Consider the following 19,407-nt stretch of genomic DNA (forward strand, 5'->3'; position numbering starts at 1 on the left):
GACACCGGATCCCGACGGGCCTCGACCGCCAATCGAGTCGCACGCTCACGCAGCTCATCGTTGTACTTCTTCGGTGCAGGCATCGCTGGTGTTCCTCCCAGGTTTCGATGTCTCCATCAAACCCGGGGCGGGACAATCCGCACGCCGAAGCCGACTCCCGCCCGGTTGGACCCGGTTGCTGTGGCCGCCAGTGACCTGCGGCGACGCTTGACCAGGCAGGAGCGGCAAGCCCTCATCCGCGAGCTCCAGGAGGATGCTTAGCGGCGACATGCCGAGGCCCGGCATCCTCGGGTGGCACCCCGTGGTAGGCGCCGGACGTGGCTGGTGGGGAGGCGCTGACTGAGTAGGTTCGCGCCTCGTGCCGGTTGGCCGGATCCGGCCTGGGCTAGGTTGCAGCTTCGCCAACGTCGAGTTGTGCTGGGGCTTGCCGGGTCGCTGTCGTGGATCGGCCGTCCGGTGGGTTGAGTGCTTGGTCCAGCAGCCTGGCCAGGTTGGCGGCGCGCGTGGGGTGGTGGTGTGCGATCCAGGCGACGCGTCCGGTGAGGTGTTCGGCGAAGGCGGGGTGGCCAGTGTGGTTCTGCGCGTCGAGGCCGGTGCGGGCGGCGTTGTGGAGGATCGCGCGGAGCCGGTCGTATTCGTCGCGGGGTGCGGCGGGCCGGTGGTTGACGACCAGTCCGGCGAGGAGTTGCTGGTCCGCCTGGCCGCGGACGCGGATCTTGTCGGGGTGGATTCGGAAGCCCTCGTCGCGCGCGATCGTGGTGACGGCCGCGGTGAGGTCGCTGGTGCGCTGGTTGGTGAGGTCGCCGGAGAAGGCGAGGTCGTCGGCGTATCGGGTGTAGGTGAGCGCGAAGGCGTCGGCGAGGCCGGTCAGGCGTCGGTCGAGGCGGTAGGCGCACAGGTTCGCCAGCGCGGGTGAGGTCGGCGCGCCCTGCGGCAGATGACCAGCCCGCAGGGCCGCGAGTCGCGCCGACCGGTGTGGCAGGTCGGCGGGTGCCTGGCGCAGGACGGTGTGCGGGGTGCGGGTGGTGCACAGTCCGGTGAGGGTGTGGGCGACGGGTTCGGGGTAGCCGGCAATGCGTAGCAGCCCGTACACGCGGCTGGCGGGGATGTGGGTGAAGAAGGCGAGCAGGTCGATCCGGACGACGACCGGCTGCCCGGCGTGGGCGGCGGCGAACGTGTGCGCGCTGCGGCCGGGCACGAAGCCGTGCGCGGCGGGATGCACGGGGATCGGGCCGAGGACCTCGGCCAAGAGTTGCCGCTGTAGGGCACGCAGCCGGGGTTTGGGCGCTTCGATGAGCCGGCCTCGGTTGGTCCATCGGTAGCGGTAGTGGTGGAGCCGTTGGTCGGTGGCGCGGCGGTTCATGGCGCGCCGGTCGGCGTACCAGTCGAGGTGTTCGATGCTCAGGTCGAGCATCGCGGCCAGAGCGCCGATGTCGTCGATGACTGGGGTGTGCCAGGGGTGGCGTACGGTGCGGATCGGCGCGACGGGGCGGGCGCGGATGACGATTGGCCGGCCGTGTTGTCGGGCGGCGGTGACCGCGCCGCGAAGCGGTTCGAGGGTGGCGAGGAAGGCGGCCAGATCGCGGGGCCGGTCCCGTGGTGGGTGCGGGTAGGCGACCAGGACCGCGTCGGCGATCGGCCACAGCCAGCGCCGCCGGACGCCGAGGACGAGCCCGCCGCGGTTCACGAGATCGGGGCGGTGCCAGTCGCCGTCGGCGAGGAACGCGTCGGCGAGCGCGGTGGTCAGGGCGCGGACGGTGGTCATGGCCGGGCCGGGTGCGGTGGCGGCGTGTCCCGACGATGCCCGGTCGTGCGGGTGCCCAGGCTCGCGGAGCGTGCCGACGCACCTGTGGTGTGGTGCCGAGGTGAGTGTGACGTCCCCGGGGTTACCCCGGAGAGACCGTGACCGCGCCCCACGCGGGGACGCAGCCTGGCCAGCTCGGGACACGCCGCCATTCGTGCAGCCTAATGATTCCGAGCGGTTATCGGTGGCCACGCTGGGCCTGGCGTCGTCGAAGAGAACCGTTTCGGACAGTGATGCGTCCTAACCTTGCGTAATGGACGTGGGCGATGGGAAGCTGACGCGCCTCATCGGTGAGGGGAACCGGCGGGCGTTCGACGTGTTGTATGCGCGTCACGCGCCGGTGCGCAGTCCGGCAAAAATAGGCCACGGACGGGCCGCGTGGGGGCCCTCGGCTCTCCGGCGCTGCCGGTCACTGCGATCGGGATCAGCGGGTCGTGGATCGCAGCCCCCGTTCCACGAACGTGGGATCAGCCATGCGCACCGTAGGTGGAGCCGTGATGTCGCGGCGGCGCACTTGGCTGCGCCCGTGCAACGGCCTCCGGTTGGCTATCGTGCCGGGCATGCAGTCGCTGGCGTTGTTCGACCTCGACGACACGCTCGTGGATCGCAGCGCGGCGTTCCAGGCGTGGGCCGAGGAGTTCGTCGTCACCCACGGGCTCGGCGAGGCGGCGCTGACCTTTCTGCTCATGGCCGACGCGCACCACTCCGGGCCAATGGACAGCTTCTTCACCACCGTCTGCCAAACGTTCGACCTGGCCAGGCCGCCGGAGCAACTGTGGGAGCAGTACCGCCGCCGGATGCCTGGGCTGGCGTCATGCCGCCCCGAGGATCTGGATGCGTTGAGGCGGCTGCGCCGGGCCGGATGGCGGATCGGCATCGTCACCAACGGAATGACCGACAACCAGCTCGGGAAGATCCGGAACGCCGGGTTGGACAGGCTCGTCGACGCGTGGTGTATCTCAGACGAGGTCGGCATCCGCAAGCCCGACCCCGAAATCTTCCGCCTCGCCGCTGATCGCTGCGGCACCAACTGCGGCAGCGGTGGATGGATGGTCGGCGACAGCCTCGTCCTCGATGTCGCCGGTGGCCACGCCGCTGGGCTACGCACAATCTGGCTGCAGCCGAAACGCCGACCCGACTCGTGGTCTTTCGTCGGGCCAGTGCCAGACGCCGCAGTCGACTCGGTTGCCGATGCCGTCGAGATGCTCCTCGAAGCGTAGTGACCCCTTGTGCCGCGACCGCGATTGTCCTACCCGAAAGCGTCCGGACGGTCTGGCACTGCTCTACCGGTGGAACGACGGCAGGGTGCTCAAACCGTGCCCACTTGCCGAGGCTCCCGTTCGACCTACTGGCCAGGCCGCTCCATCTGCTCACCGACTGATGCCTGCCGGTTACCGGCGCCGGGCGTCTGGGGTGCGAAGGCGCCAGCGGATCCAAGACCAGCTATCCCCCAGGCGATGAAGCCGCCGACGGTACTGACCGTGACGCCCCACCAGGTCAGCGACGGCCAAAAGTAGACGATAAAAGCCGTGCCGCACACCGGCACCCAGATTGCCCGGTCAAAGTATTCCAACGATCTCCAGAGCATGAAGCCCATGAGCAGCAGCCACGCCAGAGCTAGCTCCCACCACGACTGTCCGTACCGATCACGCTCGGCCCGCTGCGAGAAGCGCTCGAAGCCAGCCGGCAGCGCCCTTAACGCCCGCACCACCGAACTACCCGTTTCAGTCTCGGTACCGGACACAGTGCTCGGCGGCGTGGCAGTGACCGTCGGTGAGGCGGTCGGAGCGGTGGCAGCCGCCGGTGCGACCGGCGAGGCAGGCGGAAAGTAGTAGGCGTAGATGCCCCAACCCAGGGCGAGAAGCGCGATGACCGTGCTGACCACGGTCGCACGGTCCGACTTCGGTCGTGACAAGTCCACTCCACACTCTGGGCACCAGCACCCCAATAATATCGAAGCACTTCACACAGTGCCGAACTGGTGACTGCGAGGCTTCCGTGGCGGACCGAACCGACACGTCAACAGGGATTCCTCGAACACTGACTACGGGGGTTGGTGATCCTTGCCCGAGCCGAGTGGCCCTCCGACGCATGAACGCCTCGCGCTGCTGCGACAGGCGAAACCGCTCGAGCAAGTGACGTGGCCCTGCCGGTCCGCGTGGGGCCGAACAACGGAACCTCGAGCAGACGCTCAGCCAGATGCAGCAGTCGGCCAGCGGGCAGCACGGCGTGCACGCGCTGGCCGACAGGTCCAACCAGTCCGGGGGCGAGAGTGGTTACCTTGGGACGCCAGGGTGAGACGGTCGCCTACAGAGGGATGTCGCCGCCGTGCTTCACGATGAATCCCTGGGTTGCGTTCGCTCGCCCGCACCGGGGGCAGCGCCACTCCCACTTCGTGTTGTCCGCGCTGGCGCGGGTTTCCACCTCGTGAAAGTCGAACGTTTCGGCGCAGGCCGGATTGCGGCAGGTCAGCGTGGTCGGGATGTCACTGCCATCGGGAGCATCCATATCTTGAACGTAGCGGGGCCGTCCGGCAGGCGGAAGGGCAGTACACCGAACGAAGCGCCCACGCTCCGTCGCGGCGGCCGGGCGCTGGACCAGGCTCCACCAGAGGAGGTTCTCTCCGCAGCCCACATGGGTTGCCAACCATTTTCAGAAGCCGGGTTGCCCGGTGTCGCGGCCAGCCGCACGACGAGATCGAGAAGGTTCGGGCTTGGCGGCGTTGCGCCAGGTGTTGGCGAGGAAGGCGAAGTCGTTCATGATGCCGACGGACCCAGGGCCGACAGCGCGGGCTCGCACTGCATCGCCGTGAACGGCGGACTCGCCGGCGGCGGGCGAGACCGATGCCGCAGTCAGGTTCAACGGCGAAGCCCCGGCATCAGCCGAGGCTTCGCGACGTGCACGACAAACATGAGCGCAACGACAGCGGCGCCCTCATGCCCCGAGCATCAACTAAGGGTCACCCGTTCGCCGTCGAACTCGGCAACGAACTCAGCCTTGCCGCCAAGGGCAGCGATGTACCGGGCAACCGTGCCGACCTCAGCCTTCGGCAGTTCGCCACTCTCGATGGCGGCGACACGCGGCTGTGAAACGTTCATGCGGTCGGCAACCTGCTGCTGAGTCAGCCCGCGCTTCTCACGCATCTCACGCAGTCGCGCTGCGCGCACCTCGCCGCGCATGCGCTCCTTGTGCTGCTCAACCTTGGCCTCGTCGAGGTTCATGCGGGAGCGGACATCCCGCCAGCTACGCGCCATCAGTGCTGTCCCTTCAGCTCTCGCAGATGGTCGGCAAACTTCCTGTCGGCTTCGAGAATGCTGGTTTCGTACCAGCCCTTCCAGTTGCCGCTCTTGTCACCCGCCACCAACAGGATGGCTTCCCGCTGAGGGTCGAAGGCGAACAGGATACGGATCTCGGTTTCCCCTGCCGAGCCTGGCCGCAACTCCTTCATGTTCTTGTAGTCCGAGCCCTTGACCCGGTCAACGAACGGTCGACCGAGCGCCGGGCCCTCAGCGGCGAGCAGATCTATCGCCGCAGCGACCTGGTTAGCGGAGTCGGGATCAGACTTGGCCAGGTCAAGCAGCCAGTCCTCGACGTCTTCGGTAAGGCTGACCTCCCACTCGCCCACACACCCACTATAGCCCACGAATAATGTCAGCGTTATACGGACGTGGAGCTCGGACGGAGGGCGAAAGCGGATGCCAGGGACGAAACCGCCCGCTTCCCGCCGATCACCAGACGCCAAGTGGGTGGATCGGTCAGCGTCCAAGGAAGCGGGGCCGACAACGCCCCCGTCAACGCCGACTCACAATCGGTGGAGTGGCCAACGAGCGGGCGGCGCCCGCGGTCAGGGTGCTCCCCGGGTGCTCGGAAGTTCCGATGCCGGACGGACTCACGGCGCGACTCCTGGATTCGCGCCCCTACCGGCCACTCATCGCCGTGCCATCCAACGTAGGCGCCGCGCGGACCAGCACCAACGCGGCCGGACGACGCGCCCGGAATCCGGACGGCGGATAAATGATGGCACTCTGTCCTCTTCTGGCTACTTTTAATCCATAGGTTCAGGGTTCGAGTCCCTGGCGGCCCACTCGAGACGGATACCCAAACGGAGGGGCGCAAGGTCGCAGAAACGCAGGCGCGCGGCCGGTGTTACGGCCGCACTGCCGTACGGCGGCCGGACTCCGCACCAGGGTGGTGGATTCGTAGGTCAGTTCTGGCCGGGGCTTGCTACGGGTAGTCCTGCTTCCTTGGCGCATTCGAGCAGCCGCCGGTCGTAGGTGACGAAGGCGGTGAGTGCCGTGCCGGACTCGTTGGTCAGCACTTGGGCGGTGGCCAGATGGATGGCGTCGAGGCTGCGGAGCGTCGGCTCGGCGAACGCGGCTGCGGTCGCACGGATCGTGCTGTCGATCTCCAGTCGGAACAGCCGTCCAACGGCAGCCGGCACTCCGATCAAAGCTTGCGGAGCTGATCGGCGCAGCGCTCTGGGCACTTCCACCTCGACGAGAGCGGAGGAGACCAGCGGCACGTCGTCGTGCTTGTTGAGCCAGGAGACAAGGTCGGCACTGCACATCTCCTGCCGAACCAGCTTGACAACGGCAGCTGAATCAAGATAGATCACCAGCGCTCCTCGTCACGCATCGCAGCGAGCGAGGCAGCCACGTCCACATTTTCGTCACCGAGCTTCGGTGGAAGTGGCACAGAGCCGCCACCGGTCGGGGCGACGGCTCGCCCTGCCGCTACCAACTTAGCCAACACCGACCTGTCGTCGCCTACCGGAACAAGTCGGGCGATCGGGTGTCCGCGATCGGTGATCTCGACGGTCTCGCCGCCACTCACCCGAGCCAAGACCTGGCTCGTGTTCTGGTTCAGCTCCCGGACACCGATGCGTTCCATGGACACGAGTGTAGAACTAAATGTTCTACGGTTCTAGCTCCTGGCGCCATCCGGGCTGCCTGTTCGCCGACCAGAGAGGTCGACGAGGTCCAGGCCATGGCGACTGGCCGGCGGTTCGGCGGGTTGCGTCGGAATCGTCGCGCACGACCCGAGGTCCGTGAGCCGGGCAAATTCAGGGTCAGCGGATCGCCGGCGATCGTGGCGGTGCGGTTCGCATGGTGGTACCTCCGGCCCACCATTTACCGCCTTTGGACTGCGGGAACGCCAGGAAGAGGCCATCGGGCACGGCCAGAGCAGAAACTAGCTGCGATTCCACCAGCCGCCGCACGTCCATGACGCGACCCTATCCGACATACGTTCGATAGGTGATCGACCCGAGATCGGTGACGTGGCGGGTTACCGCGGGCCCCCGCGACCGCGATGGCGCCGACCTGCCCCGTGGCGCCCGTATCCTGCTGCGATGGACCTGGAGTTCAGCGGGGAGATGTGGTTCTGGCGCGGGCCGGCGCCGTGGCACTTCGTGACCGTGCCCGACGAGCAGTGCGGCGCCCTGGAGGCGACCGCCACCCAGGTGAGCTACGGCTGGGGCATGATCCCGGTGACCGCCCGGATCGGGGCGAGCGAGTGGCAGACCGCGCTGTGGCCCAAGGACGGGCGGTACATCGTGCCCGTGAAGACGAAGGTGCGGAAGGCGGAGGAGCTCGAGGTGGGCGACACCGTGACGGTCCGGTTGACCGTCGACGCGTGACCGGCGCCGGCGGAAGACAGCGGGCTACGGCTGGCGCGCCTCGAGCACCGCGAGGTCGCGTACCGCGAAGCGGCGGTGTTCGCAGTGTTCCTTCAGCACCACCCGGAGGCATTCGCCGACCGGGTGCGACTCCACGCCCCACTCGGGGGTCGGCGCGGCGGTGCGGACTTCCGCCAACTCGGCGTCGGTGACCGCCGCGACGACCTCGCGCACCCGCGCCCTGCGGTCGGCGTACAGCGCCACCACCTCGGCGTAGGACGGGCGGGCGTCGAGGTCGATCCCCAGCTCCGCGGCACTGGCCGCCGAGCAGTCCGTGGGCGGCCGGCCGAGCCGGTGGTACGGCTTCGGCTCGTCACGGATCATCCGGCCCACCCACACGTCGACAGCGAAGACGAGGTGGCGCAGCGTCTCGGCGAAGGACCACTCGTCGTCGACCCGCTCGTGGCGCGCCGCCTCGGGCAGCCGCTCGGCCCGGGCGAGGGTGTCGGACCAGAGGCGTTCCACCGTGTCCCACATCGCCCGGTGGTCGTCGGCCGTCCGCACCGCTCGCAGTTGCGCCCGCTCCGGGTGCTGCCGGTCCAACTCGGCCGCCACGTACGCGGTGACGTCGACGTCGTCGACGACCACCCGGCCCCTACCGGCGTGCCGGGACACCCGGAGGTCGGCGACCGCCGAGGCGACGATCCTGACCCCGGTGAGGTCGCAGTCGCGGAACGTCGCGCCAGCCAGGTCCACGCTCCGGAACCTCGCCCCCCGGAACGCGTCGGTGTGGGTGAACTCCGCTGCCATGGCGCGATTGTGTCCGAAGGGTCGGACATCGAGGAGAGATGAAACGCCCGCCGCGACGGTGCGGCCGGGGGTCAAGCCGCCCCGGGTCGGCCTGGCGCGAAGACGCCGGTGCGGTCGAGGGCGGCCACCAGGAACAGGACCAAGGTGGTGGCCGCGCTGACGACCAGCAGCGACAGCTCCAGCTCCAGGAACGTGGCGCTCACCGGGTCCTCGCGCCGGCGGAGCAGCCCCTCCGACCTGCTACCCATCGGCGCTCCTCCCGGTGGGACGCCCCGCCCAATTCGTACCATCCGCACCGGTTTCCGGGAGCGGAAAGCCCTTTCCCGACCGGACCCCGTACACCCGGTGGCGACCCGCGGAGCTGCGGTGTCGTTGATCCGGCTGCACCCGTCGATCGCCGGGACGACGGTGGGGGCACCGACCGCCGAGGAGGACGCCGTGACCAGTCAGCGGGAGACCGTGCCGGTCGATCCGGACCTGTTCCGCGCCGTGTACGACTCGCCGGCCTCGTTGCCCGGTGAGCACCGGTGGACCACCCCGGAGTCGGACGTGCGCCGGATCGAGAAGGTGCTCGGCATGCCGTCGCGCAGCATCGGCGCGCCACTCTGGGTCAGCGGCGACCACCCGGACTGCCCGAAGTGCGGCCGCCGGATCAGCTGGTACGACATCGTCTCCTCGGCGCTCACCGGGGTGCACGACCCGATCATGATCGCGACGGTGATCCTCGGCGACCGCAAGTACGTCAACACCGGGATCCCGGATGCGATCGCCGCGGTGAACTGCTCGGACTGCCGCACCCCGATCGAGGGGCTGCGCAGCTTCAAGTGCCACAACTGGGCGTACGCCTTCGAGGCGCTGGAGGAGGTGCGGCAGCGGATGGCCGGCGGGGGCGTCGCCGGTTGACCGCCGGGCCGGCGCCGGTCAGTCCGCGGCGGTCAGCTCGCGGACGTGCCGCAGCCCGGGGCGGCCACCGAGCACCACCTCGCCGGCCGGGGTGAACCCGGTGCGCCCGAGCACCGCGAGCGAGCCGGCGTTGTCCAGCGTGGCCGAGGCGACCAGCCGGCGCAGGCCGTACTCGTCGCGGGCCAGCTCGCAGACCCGGCGGACGCCCTCGGTCGCCACGCCCCGCCCGGCGACCCGCTCGGCCACCCGGTAGCCCAGCTCGGCCTCGCCGTCGGCGACGTCGACCAGGTTGAACCGGCCGAGCACCTCGCCGTCGTCGTCGACCAGGACGTGGAAGTGGCACCGGCCGGTCGCCTGCTCGGCGAGGAGTGCGGCGTGCCGGGCCGCGAATTGCGCGAAGTAGTCGTCGCCCCGGTCCGGCACCGACCGCGCGAACCACTCCCGGTTCTCCCGCTCGAACCGCAGCACCGCCGCGGCGTGCCGCTCGCCCAGCCGCTCAAGATCCGCCACCGCGCCACCCTACCGGCACCCCGCGGGAGCAGACGCGGCTCCACGGGGGGCGGCCTCCCGGGTCAGCGCTCGCCGGCGGAGCGGCGGGCGGGGCGACGACCGGGAGGCGAGAGAGGTTCCGGCCCGGCGTCGGGAACCGGCGGCATCGGGCGGACCACCGGCGAGCCGCCGGTGACCCGGAGCGGCTCGCCGTGGTGCCACAGCTCCACCGCGGTCCGCGGGTCGGCGTCCGGCAGCTCGTAGCGGGCCTCGTCCCGGGTGAGGGTGACCCGGAGCCGCTGGCCGCGCCAGCGCAGGTGGAACGCCAGCCGGTGGATCGCCGCCGGCAGCCGCGGGTCGAAGGAGAGCACGGCACGGTCGTCGCGCAGCCCGCCGAAGCCCTGCACCAGCGCCAGCCACGCCCCGGCCAGCGACGCCAGGTGCAGCCCGTCACCGGTCTTGTCGCCCAGGTCGGCGAGGTCCTGCAACGCCGACTCGGCGAACAGGTCGTACGCCAGGTCGAGGTGCCCGACCTCGGCGGCGAGCACCGCCTGCGGGGAGGCGGACAGCGACGAGTCCCGGACCGTGCGGGCCTCGTAGTAGGCGACGTTGCGGGCCTTCTCCTCGGCCGTGAAGTCGCCCGGGCAGCGCTGCATGGCCAGCACCAGGTCGGCCTGCTTGACCACCTGCCGGCGGTAGAGCTCCAGGTAGGGGAAGTGCAGCAGCAGCGGATAGTCGTCCTCGCCGGTGCCGGCGAAGTCCCACTCGGGCCGTTCGGTGAAGCCGGCCGACTGCTGGTGCACCCCGCGCTTGCGGTCGTACGGGACGAAGACCGCGTCGGCGGCGGCCCGCCAGCCGGCCACCTCGGCCGGGTCGACGCCGAGCCGGGCGGCCGGCCCGGGGTGCCGCTCCACGGCGTCGGCGGCGCCGCGCAGGTTGCGCCGGGCCATCAGGTTGGTGAAGACGTTGTCGTCGACCAGGGCGGAGTACTCGTCCGGGCCGGTCACGCCGTGCAGGTGGAAGATGCCGGTGTCGGACCAGTGACCGAAGCCGTGCCACAGCCGGGCCGTCTCCACCAGCAGTTCCAGCCCGGTCCCGGCGAGGAACTCCTCGTCGCCGGTGGCCGCGACGTAGCGCAGCACCGCGTCGGCGATGTCGGCGTTGACGTGCAGCCCGGCGGCCCCGGCGGGCCAGTAGCCGGAGCACTCCCGGCCGCCGATGGTGCGCCACGGGAAGGTCGCCCCGGTCAGCCGCAGCTCCGCGGCCCGCTCCCGGGCCTCGGCCAGGTGGGCGTGCCGCCAGCGCAGCGCCGACCGGGCCAGCTGCGGGGCGAGGTACGTCAGCACCGGCAGCACGTAGCCCTCGGTGTCCCAGAGCACGTGGCCGTCGTAGCCGTTGCCGGTCAGCCCCTTCGCCGGGATGGTCCGGTCACCGTCCGGGCGGCCGGACTGGATGAGGTGGAAGACGGCGAACCGGATCGCCTGCTGCAACTCGGCGTCGCCGTCGAGCTGCACGTCGGCGACCTGCCACGCGGCGTCGAGCGCCGCGCGCTGGCCGGCGAGCAGGGCGTCGAAGCCGTCCGCGCGGGCCGCGTCCGCCTCCCGGACGACCAGGTCGGCCAGTTCCTCCGGCGGGGTGGCCGTCACCCGCCCGCACTCGTACGCGGCGAACTTGACCAGCCGGGCCCGTTCGCCGGGGTGCAGCGTGCCGGTCAGCGTCAGGCGCAGCCGGTCCGGGCTGCGGTCGACGCCCGAGCCGAACCCGTCCGGCGTGTCGACCTGGTGGGCCACCGCGACGGCGACCCGCTGCCCGCTGCGTTCGGTGCGGTGCACCAGCACCCCGTCGTGGCCGGCGCAGCGACGGTACTCGGCGGTCAGCGGGTCGGTGATGACCGCCGCGGCCCGGGGGTCGTCGGAGCGCTCCGGGACCCGTTGGTTGGCCAGCAGGTCGGAAACGATCCGCACCTCGACCGCGGCGTCCAGCGGTTCGACCTCCCAGCGCACCGCGGCCACCGGGCGCCGGGGCAGGGACACCAGCCGGATGCTGCGGATGCGGACGCCGTGGCCCGCCGGCGAGATCCACTCGGTGTGCCGCTCGACCGTCCCGGCCCGCAGGTCCAGCACCCGCTCGTGGCTGCGCAGCGTGCCGGTGCGGACGTCCAGCGGTTCGTCGCCGACCCAGAGCCGGATCAGCGCGGCGTTGGGCGCGCTGACCACCGTGTCGCTGAGCTGCGGGAAGGCGTACCCGTCCTCGGGGTAGCTGATTTCGCGTTCCTCGTAGAAGCCGTTGAGGTAGCTGCCCGGCATGCCGTACGGCTCGCCCTCGTCGAGGTTGCCGCGCCAGCCCACCCAGCCGTTGCCCAGCGCGAAGATCGACTCGGTCTCGGCGAGCCGGTGCAGGTCCGCCTCGGTACGCCGGACCCGCCAGCTCTCGTCGTCCCCCGCCACGGGCCCGGCCGGCGGTCGATCGGCGGTGGGGGTGTGCTGCACAGCGCCTCCCTGGGTCGACGTACCGACATCCACCGAAGCAGACCCGGCTGTGAGGTCACTGAGACGAAGGTCAGGGAGACGTCCCGACCATCGCACACTGCGGTGACCGTCGAGGTGTTCCAACCTTGTCTGCACGGTAAACCCGGTATGAACAGTTGGTGAGGTGAGTCATGGTTGAGACCAGCACGCCGGATGTTCCGGAGATCAGCGTCGACTGGTACCAGAACATCGTCGACTTCGCCGCGGACACCCCGCAACCGGTGCAGTGGTTCGCCGGGCACTTCACCGAGGGGGCGATCCTGCTGCTCGGCGCGCTGCTGCTGGCGGCGGCCGTCGCCCGGCTCGGTGGCGGGCCCCGGGACCGGGCGGTGGCGCTGCTCGCGCCGCTGTCGGTGGTGCTGGCGTACGGGTGCAGCGAGGGGCTGAAGTCGGTGGTGGACCAGGAGCGCCCCTGCCGGGCGGTGGCCGACGTGGTGATCGTGGCGAGCAGTTGCCCGCCGACCGGCGACTGGTCGTTCCCCAGCAACCACTCCACCATCGCGGGCGCGCTGGCGGCGGCCACGCTGCTGCTGTCCCGCCGGCTCGGGCTGATCGCGCTGCCGGTGGCGGCCCTGGCCGCGTTCTCCCGCACCTTCGTCGGCGTGCACTACCCGCACGACGTGGTCGCCGGCGCACTGCTCGGCGCGCTGGTGGCGACCGTGGTCACGATCGTGCTCGCCCGGCCGGGCGGCGACCTGCTGCGCCGCTGGTCCCGGCACGCCGAGCGTCCGGTCGCCGACGCCCTCGGCCGCCCGGCCCGCCGCTGACCGGCCGCGCCCCTGGGCCCCTGGTCGGAAGCTCCGGGCCGCTGACCGGCGGTTACCGTTGCCGGCGTGCGGGCGGAGGCGGGCGAGACGATCGGCTTCTCGGTGCTCGGCTCGGTCAGGGTCGTCCGCGCCGGCGCCGAACTGCGTCTGGGCGCCCGACAGCAGCGCCTGGTGCTCGCGTTGCTGCTGGTCCGGGCCGGTTCACCGGTCTCCCTGGCCGAGCTGGTCGACCTGCTCTGGGACGAGGAGGCCCCGGCCAGCGCCGCGAACGTCGTGCACCGGCACATCGGGGTGCTCCGGCGGCTGCTCGAGCCCGGCCTGCCCACCCGGTCGACCGGCCGGCACATCCTCCGGGAACTCTCGGGCTATCGGCTGCGCGCCGACGAGGACTCCCTCGACCTGCTGAAGTTCCGGTCGCTGACCCGGCTGGCGGGCCGGAGCCTGCAGGACGGCGACCCGGAGTCGGCGCTGCGGCATTCCCTCGACGGGCTGCGGCTGTGGCGCGGCCGGTGCGCCGCGGGCCTGGAACCGGCCTCCCGCCTGCATCCCGCGTTCCTCGCCGTGGAGGCCGAACGCGCCCAGGCCGTGCGCGAGGCCGCCGACGCCGCCGAGCGCTGCGGCCGGCTGAGCGCGGTGCTGGCGCCGTTGCGGCAGGCCGCCGAGCAGCACCCGCTCGACGAGTCACTGCAGAGCCGGCTGCTGCTGGCGCTCGCCGCCGACGGTCGCCAGGCGGAAGCCGTCCAGATGTACCGGGTGGTGCGCCGCCGGCTCGCCGACGACCTGGGCATCGACCCGGGCGAGGAGCTGCGGGAGGCGTACGACCGGCTGCTGCACCAGCGCACCCAGCCGGCGCGGGTCGAGTCGCCGGCGCCCCTCCCCCGGCCCGCGCAGCTGCCGCCGGACCTGCCCTTCTTCAGCGGCCGGGACGACCTCATCGCCGAGGCCCGGGCGGCGGTCGCGCGCCCGGGCGGGCCGGCGGTGCTCGCGATCGACGGCATGCCCGGGGTCGGCAAGACCGCCCTCGCCGTCCACCTCGCCCACCGGTTCGCCGCCGGCTACCCGGACGGGCAGCTCTATGTCGACCTGCGCGGATACGACGGGCGGGAGCCGGCGATGTGCCCGGCCGAGGCGCTGCGCGGCTTCCTCGGCTCGCTCGGGGTGCCCCAGCAGGGCATACCCGTCGAGCTGCACGCCCAGGCGGGCCTGTACCGCAGCTGCCTCGCCGGCCGGCGCCTGCTGATCGTGCTCGACAACTGCCGGGACGCCGAGCAGATCCGGCACCTGCTGCCGGGCAGCCCCGGCTGCCTGGTGATCGTCACCAGCCGCAGCCGGCTCAGCACCCTGCTGACCACGGCCGGCGCCCATCCGTTGCCGGTCGGCCTGCCGAGCGTCGACGAGGCCCGCGCGGCGCTCCTGCGGCCGCTCGGCGCCGGCCGGGTCGCGGCGGACCCGGCCGCGGTCGACGCCATCATCGCCAGCTGCGGGCGGCTGCCACTCGCGCTGGCCGTGGTGGCCGCCCGCGCGGCCAGCCAGCCCGGGACGCCAGCGGCGCAGATCGCCGCCGAGCTGGCCCGGGCGCCCGGAAGCCTGGACGGCTTCGACGGCGACGACCCGCAGACCGGCCTGCGTGCCGGCTTCTCCTGGTCCTACCGGGCGCTCTCCGCCCCGGCCGCCCGGCTCTTCCGGCTGCTGCCGATCCATCCCGGCCCGGACATCTCGATCGCCGGGGCGGCGGGCCTGGCCGGCGTCCCGCTGCGGACCGCGCGGGCGCTGATCGGCGAGCTGAGTCGCGCGCACCTGATCAGCGAGGAGCTGCCGGGTCGCTACCGCACCCACGACCTGCTGATGGCCTATGCCACGGAACTCGGCGAGGAGAACGACAGCCCGGCCGAGCGCGCTGCCGCGGAGCTGCGCTGCCTGCGGTTCTACCGGGCCACCTGTTATCAGGCGCACCGGCGGCTGCTGGCCTCCGAGCACCACCCCATGATCGAGCCGGGGCCGGGCGAGACGCCGCTGCGCTTCGCCGGCCACGGCGACGCCATGCGCTGGTTCACCGCCGAGCGGCAGGTCCTGATCGCGCTGGTCGGCCGGGCCGCCCGGCAGGGCCGGCACACCGACGCCTGGCAGCTTGCCCTGGGCATGCAGCACTTCTTCGACCGCAGCGGCCGGTGGGTCGACTGGACGACGACCGGCGAGGTGGCCCTCGAGGCCGCCCGGGCGGGCGGCGACCTGGTCGGGCAGGCCCGGATGCACCGCAGCCTGGCCGGGGCGGCCTACTTCCGGCACGAGCACGAGACCGCGGTCGGGCATCTCGACCGGGCGCTCGAGCTGCTCGCCCGGCTCGGCCTGCACGGCGAGATGACCCGGGCCGAAATCAACCGGGCGATGATCCTGGCCGCCCGGGGGCGACACGAGGAGGTCGTCCGGACGCTCGCCGGGGCGCTGGGGCCATGGGCGGCCGGAGACGACAGGCTGCGCGCGGACGCCCTGGTGATCATGGCCGCGAGCAACGCCGAACTGGGCCGGGAGGAAGCGGCCGTGCGCTGCGCCGAGCAGGCGATGGCGCTGTCGCGCGGAGCGCAGTACAGGCTGGGCGTCGCCGAGGCGTGGGAGGTGCTCGGCCAGGTGCATTCCGCCCGCCGGAAACCCGAGGAGGCGGTCGACTGCTGGCGCGCGGCGGCCGTCGCCTACCAGGAGGCGTCGGCACCGGCGGCCGCCGCGGAGGTGCTGGCGCTGCTCGGCGACGCCCTCGCCGCCGGCGGCGACCAGGACGCCGCGGTGCGGGCGTGGCAGGAGGCGCTGGCCCTGATCCCGTACGCGCAGACCCGGACCGGCCGGCGGCTGGCCGGCCTGCTCGCGGCGGTCACGTCGGGTCGGTGACCGATCGCGGTCGGCGACGGCACTCGATTCGCACTGACGCGTCAGTCCATTCGCATCGATCGTCCCTAGGCTCGTGCCGCACTCACCGTTGCTCCTGCCTGTGGGGGTAAACCGTGCTCCGGGCACCCGACGAATCACCGGCCGGCCGGGCCGAGCGCATGACCGCGCTGCACGCGGACCACGCCCGTGCCGTGCTGCGTCTCCTGCTCCTGCTGACCCACGGCCAGCGGCAGACCGCCGAGGATCTGCTCCAGGAGACGATGCTGCGGGCCTGGCGGCACCTCGACGCGGTGCCGGCCGAGCCCGACGCCGCCCGCCGGTGGCTCCTCACCGTCGCCCGGCGGCTCGTCATCGACGGCGTCCGGCTGCGGCGGGGCCGCCCGAGCGAGGTCCAGCTCGTCGACCTGACCTGGATTCCCGCTGCTGACGACACCACCGGCAGCGCCCTGGCGTCGTACGCCATCCGGCGCGCGCTCGGCCGGCTGAGCCCGGCGCAGCGCAGCCTGCTCTCCGAGGTCTATCTGGTCGGCCGGTCCCCGGAAGAGGTCGCTGGCCGGCTGGGAGTGCCGATCGGCACGGTGAAGTCCCGGACCCACTACGCGCTGCGCGCCCTGCGGACCGGCCTCAAGGCGGCCTGAGCAGGGACGACTCGCCCGGCTGCTGAGTCGAAGCTCACAGCCGCGACGCGCACCCGGGTCGCGGCGGGCCCTGCCATGCTGTGGCGATCGTGGCAACCAGCTCTCCGTGGATCGCGTCCAGATGACCAGCCCGCTCTCTTTCGCCGTTCTCGGCCCGGTGCGGGCCTGGCGCGGCCACTCCGAAATCGACCTGGGCACCCGGCAGCAGCGGCTGATCCTGGCGTTGCTGCTCGCCCGTGCCGGCGGCGCGGTCAGCGTCGCCGAGCTCGTCGACCTGCTCTGGGATTCCGACCCCCCGACCAGCGCGGTCAACGTGGTGCACCGGCATGTCGGGATGCTCCGGCGGCGCTTCGAGCCGGGCCTGCCGACCCGGGCAGCGGGCTCGGTGCTGATCCGCGACGGCGCCGAATACCGGCTGAGGATCGACGGGGAGTCGCTCGACCTGCTGCGTTTCCGGCGCCTGGTCGCCCAGGCCGGTGCCAGCTCCGGCGAGCCGGCCGTGGAGCTCTACCGGGAGGCGCTGGGGCTGTGGCGCGACCGGTGCGCCTCGGGCCTGCGGGCCGGCGGCCGGTCCCATCCGGAGTTCGTCGCGGTCGACGGTGAGCGGTTCGCGGCCGTGCGGGCGGCGACCGACGCCGCCTTGCGGGCCGGGTGCGTCCACGCGGTGCTGCCCGCGATCCGGCTGGCCGCCGAAGACGAGCCGCTGGACGAGGCACTGCAGGCGCGGTTGCTGCTCGCGCTCGGCGCGGACGGCCGGCGGGCCGAGGCCCTCGCGGCCTATGCCGACATCGAGCACCGGCTCGCCGACGAGCTCGGCATCCTGCCGGGCGGCGAGCTGCGCGCGGCCCGGGACAGCCTGCTCGAGCACGACGCCCCGGCCGACGGCGCCAGATCCCGGCGCGGCGTCGGACGTGCCGGGCGGGAGTTGTCGCAGCCGCCCCGGACTGAATCGCCGGCGCAGCTGCCGGCCGACCACCCCCACTTCACCGGCCGCCGCGGGGTCGTGGCCGCCGCGGAGGAGCTGCTGGCCGGAGACCCGCGGACCACCGCGCTGGTGATCGACGGAATGCCCGGCGTGGGGAAGACCACCCTCGCGGTGCACCTGGCCCACCGGCTGGCCGCCCGCTACCCCGATGGGCAGTTGCACGCGGACCTGCGCGGTTTCGACGGCGGCGAGTCGGTGATGACACCGGCGGAGGCACTGCGCGGCTTCCTCTGGTCCCTCGGGGTCGCGCCGGCCGCCATCCCGGCCGAGCTGCACGCCCAGGCCGGCCTCTACCGCAGCATCCTGGCCGAGCGCCGGATGCTGATCCTGCTCGACAACTGCCGCGACTGGGACCAGATCCGGCACCTGCTGCCCGGCACCGGCGGCAGTCTCGTCATCGCCACCAGCCGCCGCCGGATCACCGGCGTGGCCGGCCCGGCGGGCGCCCACCGGCTGCACCTCGACCTGCTGACCGATGCCGAGGCCCGCGAGCTGCTCACCCGCTGGCTCGGCGACGAGGCGGCCGCCGACCCCGCCGCCGTCGACGAGATCATCGCGCGGTGCGGCCGGCTGCCGCTGGCCCTGGCGCTGGTCGCCACCCGCAGCGTCGGCCGGCCCGGGCTCAGCCTGCCGGCGGTCGCCGGTGAGCTGGCCGAGGCCGACGGCCGGCTGGCCGGCTTCGGGGAGGCACACGCCGATCTGGAGGCGATCTTCTCCTGGTCCTACCGGGCCCTGACTCCCGAGGCGGCCCGGCTCTTCCGGCTGCTGCCCCTGCACCCGGCCGGGGAGCTGAGCACGGAGGCGGCGGCCGCCCTGGGCGGCCTGTCCCTGCGCTCCGCCCGGGGCCTGCTCGCCGAACTCGGGGCGCAGCTGCTGGTCCAGCCCGGCGACGGCCGGTGGCGGATGCACGATCTGCTGCGCGCCTACGCCGTGGAGCTCGGGGAGGAGCACGACGACGCGGCCGAGCGGGACGCTGCCATCGACCGGGTCTACGACTACTACCAGCTCAGTACGTACGCGGCGCACCTGCCCCTGCTGCCCCAGGTGCCGCTGCCGAAACCGGAGCCGTCCGAGCACGGGGTCACCGGGCGCGGCTTCACCGGCCGGGCCGACGCGGTGGCCTGGTTCGCCGCCGAACAGCGGGTGCTGACCGACATCGTCGCCCGGGCCGGGAAGCGCGGCCGGCCCCGCACGGCCTGGCAGATCGTGTTGGCCCTGCAGAACTTCTTCCAGGACACCGCGCAGTTCAAGCAGTGGGCGGCAGCGGCGAGCGCCGCCCTCGCGGCGACCGGGGACGACGACCCCACCGCCCAGGCCCTGCTGCACCGCAGCCTCGCCGGCGCCTGCTACTTCCTGGCCGAACTCGACCGCGGGCTGTCGCACCTGCAGCACGCCCGGGCGCTCTTCGACCGGCTCGGCCGGCGCACCGAGCAGGGCCATGTGGAGAACAACATCGCCGAGATCCGGCTGGACCAGCGGCGCTACCACGAGGCGATCCGGCACGCCGAGGCCGCGCGGGCGCTCTTTCACGCCGAGGGCAATGTGCGGGGCGCCACCAACGCTCTGCTGGCCATCGCCCGGGCACAGGGCTGGCTCGGCCGGCACGCCGAGGCGCTGGGCATGTTCGTCGAGGCGCGTCGGCAGTTCGAGGCCCTCGGCGACCTGCACGGGGTGGGCACCACCCAGGCGTGGCTGGCGCACACGTACTCGATGATCGACGACCTGCCGCACGCGATGGTGACCTGGCAGCAGGCGGTCGACACCTTCCGCGACGCCCGGGCCCCCCACCACACCGCGGAGGTGCTGGTCTCCATCGGCGACTTCCACTCCGCCAACGGCGACCCGGCCCTGGCCGGGCAGGCGTGGAGCGAGGCCCTCGCCGAGGTCGACGGGACGGACTCGCCGGTGGCCCGGCGGATCCGCGACCGGCTGCTCTGGCACCGGTGACCCGGACGCGGCGCCGGTGGGGCGCCGCGTCCGGGGCCC

Annotated in this window: 18 protein-coding genes; 7 read left to right on the forward strand and 11 right to left on the reverse strand. The window is 72.4% G+C overall.

The features are described 5' to 3' along the window. Nucleotides 1-385 precede the first annotated feature (385 nt). Complete coding sequence (locus AC1WTP_RS02805; RefSeq protein WP_481647673.1) at nucleotides 386-1,765, reverse strand: reverse transcriptase family protein; 1,380 nt, start codon at nucleotides 1,763-1,765, stop codon at nucleotides 386-388. 599 nt (nucleotides 1,766-2,364) lie between these two features. Between AC1WTP_RS02805 and AC1WTP_RS02810 the strand changes: the two genes are divergently transcribed. Further along, the gene (locus AC1WTP_RS02810) at nucleotides 2,365-3,024 is read left to right on the forward strand and encodes an HAD family hydrolase (protein ID WP_120331818.1); all 660 of its coding nucleotides are present in this window, start codon (nucleotides 2,365-2,367) and stop codon (nucleotides 3,022-3,024) included. A gap of 125 nt (nucleotides 3,025-3,149) precedes the next feature. On the opposite strand, the gene AC1WTP_RS02815 is transcribed toward AC1WTP_RS02810, so the two are convergent. The 6 genes from AC1WTP_RS02815 to AC1WTP_RS02840 all read right to left on the reverse strand — a co-directional run bounded on the left by AC1WTP_RS02815 (nucleotide 3,150) and on the right by AC1WTP_RS02840 (nucleotide 6,694). Further along, on the reverse strand, nucleotides 3,150-3,689 hold the full coding sequence (locus AC1WTP_RS02815) for a hypothetical protein (RefSeq protein ID WP_120331795.1): 540 nt from the start codon (nucleotides 3,687-3,689) through the stop codon (nucleotides 3,150-3,152). A gap of 422 nt (nucleotides 3,690-4,111) precedes the next feature. Continuing rightward, entirely contained in the window at nucleotides 4,112-4,312 is a 201-nt protein-coding gene (locus tag AC1WTP_RS02820; RefSeq protein WP_147427317.1) for a hypothetical protein, read from the reverse strand. 440 nt (nucleotides 4,313-4,752) lie between these two features. Further along, on the reverse strand, nucleotides 4,753-5,025 hold the full coding sequence (locus AC1WTP_RS02825) for a helix-turn-helix domain-containing protein (RefSeq protein ID WP_240033225.1): 273 nt from the start codon (nucleotides 5,023-5,025) through the stop codon (nucleotides 4,753-4,755). A 32-nt stretch (nucleotides 5,026-5,057) separates the two neighbouring features. Continuing rightward, complete coding sequence (locus AC1WTP_RS02830; RefSeq protein ID WP_120331796.1) at nucleotides 5,058-5,429, reverse strand: type II toxin-antitoxin system RelE/ParE family toxin; 372 nt, start codon at nucleotides 5,427-5,429, stop codon at nucleotides 5,058-5,060. Between the two features lie 579 nt (nucleotides 5,430-6,008). Next, on the reverse strand, nucleotides 6,009-6,419 hold the full coding sequence (locus tag AC1WTP_RS02835) for a type II toxin-antitoxin system VapC family toxin (RefSeq protein WP_091614667.1): 411 nt from the start codon (nucleotides 6,417-6,419) through the stop codon (nucleotides 6,009-6,011). After that, on the reverse strand, nucleotides 6,416-6,694 hold the full coding sequence (locus tag AC1WTP_RS02840; protein WP_218105002.1) for a type II toxin-antitoxin system Phd/YefM family antitoxin: 279 nt from the start codon (nucleotides 6,692-6,694) through the stop codon (nucleotides 6,416-6,418). The genes AC1WTP_RS02835 and AC1WTP_RS02840 overlap by 4 nt, the downstream gene beginning before the upstream one ends. Before the next feature lie 460 nt (nucleotides 6,695-7,154). Between AC1WTP_RS02840 and AC1WTP_RS02845 the strand changes: the two genes are divergently transcribed. Beyond that, the gene (locus AC1WTP_RS02845; RefSeq protein WP_481647674.1) at nucleotides 7,155-7,442 is read left to right on the forward strand and encodes a DUF1905 domain-containing protein; all 288 of its coding nucleotides are present in this window, start codon (nucleotides 7,155-7,157) and stop codon (nucleotides 7,440-7,442) included. A 24-nt stretch (nucleotides 7,443-7,466) separates the two neighbouring features. Here the strand turns inward: AC1WTP_RS02845 and AC1WTP_RS02850 are convergent, their stop codons facing one another. Both AC1WTP_RS02850 and AC1WTP_RS02855 read right to left on the reverse strand, forming a co-directional pair. Further along, nucleotides 7,467-8,231 (reverse strand): DinB family protein, encoded by a 765-nt coding sequence (locus AC1WTP_RS02850; protein WP_481647675.1) that lies wholly within the window; start codon nucleotides 8,229-8,231, stop codon nucleotides 7,467-7,469. A gap of 71 nt (nucleotides 8,232-8,302) precedes the next feature. Beyond that, a complete protein-coding gene (locus AC1WTP_RS02855; RefSeq protein ID WP_481647676.1) occupies nucleotides 8,303-8,479 on the reverse strand; it encodes a hypothetical protein in 177 nt (58 codons plus the stop codon). Nucleotides 8,480-8,597: 118 nt separating this feature from the next. Here AC1WTP_RS02855 and AC1WTP_RS02860 point away from each other — a divergent pair, with 118 nt between their 5' ends. After that, a complete protein-coding gene (locus tag AC1WTP_RS02860; protein ID WP_481647677.1) occupies nucleotides 8,598-9,134 on the forward strand; it encodes a hypothetical protein in 537 nt (178 codons plus the stop codon). Nucleotides 9,135-9,152: 18 nt separating this feature from the next. Here the strand turns inward: AC1WTP_RS02860 and AC1WTP_RS02865 are convergent, their stop codons facing one another. Beyond that, nucleotides 9,153-9,644: a GNAT family N-acetyltransferase gene (locus AC1WTP_RS02865; RefSeq protein ID WP_481647678.1), complete on the reverse strand. Its 492-nt coding sequence runs from the start codon at nucleotides 9,642-9,644 to the stop codon at nucleotides 9,153-9,155. Between the two features lie 62 nt (nucleotides 9,645-9,706). Next, nucleotides 9,707-12,112, reverse strand: coding sequence for a glycoside hydrolase family 65 protein (locus AC1WTP_RS02870; RefSeq protein ID WP_481647679.1), 2,406 nt, complete (start codon nucleotides 12,110-12,112; stop codon nucleotides 9,707-9,709). Between the two features lie 170 nt (nucleotides 12,113-12,282). Between AC1WTP_RS02870 and AC1WTP_RS02875 the strand changes: the two genes are divergently transcribed. The 4 genes from AC1WTP_RS02875 to AC1WTP_RS02890 all read left to right on the forward strand — a co-directional run bounded on the left by AC1WTP_RS02875 (nucleotide 12,283) and on the right by AC1WTP_RS02890 (nucleotide 19,368). Next, nucleotides 12,283-12,918 carry a phosphatase PAP2 family protein gene (locus AC1WTP_RS02875; protein ID WP_481647680.1) on the forward strand — a complete coding sequence of 212 codons (636 nt, stop codon included), beginning with the start codon at nucleotides 12,283-12,285 and terminating at the stop codon, nucleotides 12,916-12,918. Between the two features lie 66 nt (nucleotides 12,919-12,984). Continuing rightward, the gene (locus AC1WTP_RS02880; protein ID WP_481647681.1) at nucleotides 12,985-15,798 is read left to right on the forward strand and encodes an AfsR/SARP family transcriptional regulator; all 2,814 of its coding nucleotides are present in this window, start codon (nucleotides 12,985-12,987) and stop codon (nucleotides 15,796-15,798) included. A gap of 113 nt (nucleotides 15,799-15,911) precedes the next feature. Beyond that, nucleotides 15,912-16,436 carry a sigma-70 family RNA polymerase sigma factor gene (locus tag AC1WTP_RS02885; RefSeq protein ID WP_481647682.1) on the forward strand — a complete coding sequence of 175 codons (525 nt, stop codon included), beginning with the start codon at nucleotides 15,912-15,914 and terminating at the stop codon, nucleotides 16,434-16,436. 121 nt (nucleotides 16,437-16,557) lie between these two features. After that, nucleotides 16,558-19,368: an AfsR/SARP family transcriptional regulator gene (locus tag AC1WTP_RS02890; protein WP_481647683.1), complete on the forward strand. Its 2,811-nt coding sequence runs from the start codon at nucleotides 16,558-16,560 to the stop codon at nucleotides 19,366-19,368. Nucleotides 19,369-19,407: the final 39 nt, after the last annotated feature.

This window comes from Micromonospora sp. R311, from assembly GCF_056780015.1.

Coding starts and splice junctions, on each gene's coding strand:
- AC1WTP_RS02805 (WP_481647673.1), bottom strand. CDS start 1,765: ATGACCACCGTCCGCGCCCTGACCACCGCGCTCGCCGACGCGTTCCTC.
- AC1WTP_RS02810 (WP_120331818.1), top strand. CDS start 2,365: ATGCAGTCGCTGGCGTTGTTCGACCTCGACGACACGCTCGTGGATCGC.
- AC1WTP_RS02820 (WP_147427317.1), bottom strand. CDS start 4,312: ATGGATGCTCCCGATGGCAGTGACATCCCGACCACGCTGACCTGCCGC.
- AC1WTP_RS02825 (WP_240033225.1), bottom strand. CDS start 5,025: ATGAACCTCGACGAGGCCAAGGTTGAGCAGCACAAGGAGCGCATGCGC.
- AC1WTP_RS02840 (WP_218105002.1), bottom strand. CDS start 6,694: ATGGAACGCATCGGTGTCCGGGAGCTGAACCAGAACACGAGCCAGGTC.
- AC1WTP_RS02845 (WP_481647674.1), top strand. CDS start 7,155: ATGGACCTGGAGTTCAGCGGGGAGATGTGGTTCTGGCGCGGGCCGGCG.
- AC1WTP_RS02850 (WP_481647675.1), bottom strand. CDS start 8,231: ATGGCAGCGGAGTTCACCCACACCGACGCGTTCCGGGGGGCGAGGTTC.
- AC1WTP_RS02855 (WP_481647676.1), bottom strand. CDS start 8,479: ATGGGTAGCAGGTCGGAGGGGCTGCTCCGCCGGCGCGAGGACCCGGTG.
- AC1WTP_RS02875 (WP_481647680.1), top strand. CDS start 12,283: ATGGTTGAGACCAGCACGCCGGATGTTCCGGAGATCAGCGTCGACTGG.
- AC1WTP_RS02890 (WP_481647683.1), top strand. CDS start 16,558: ATGACCAGCCCGCTCTCTTTCGCCGTTCTCGGCCCGGTGCGGGCCTGG.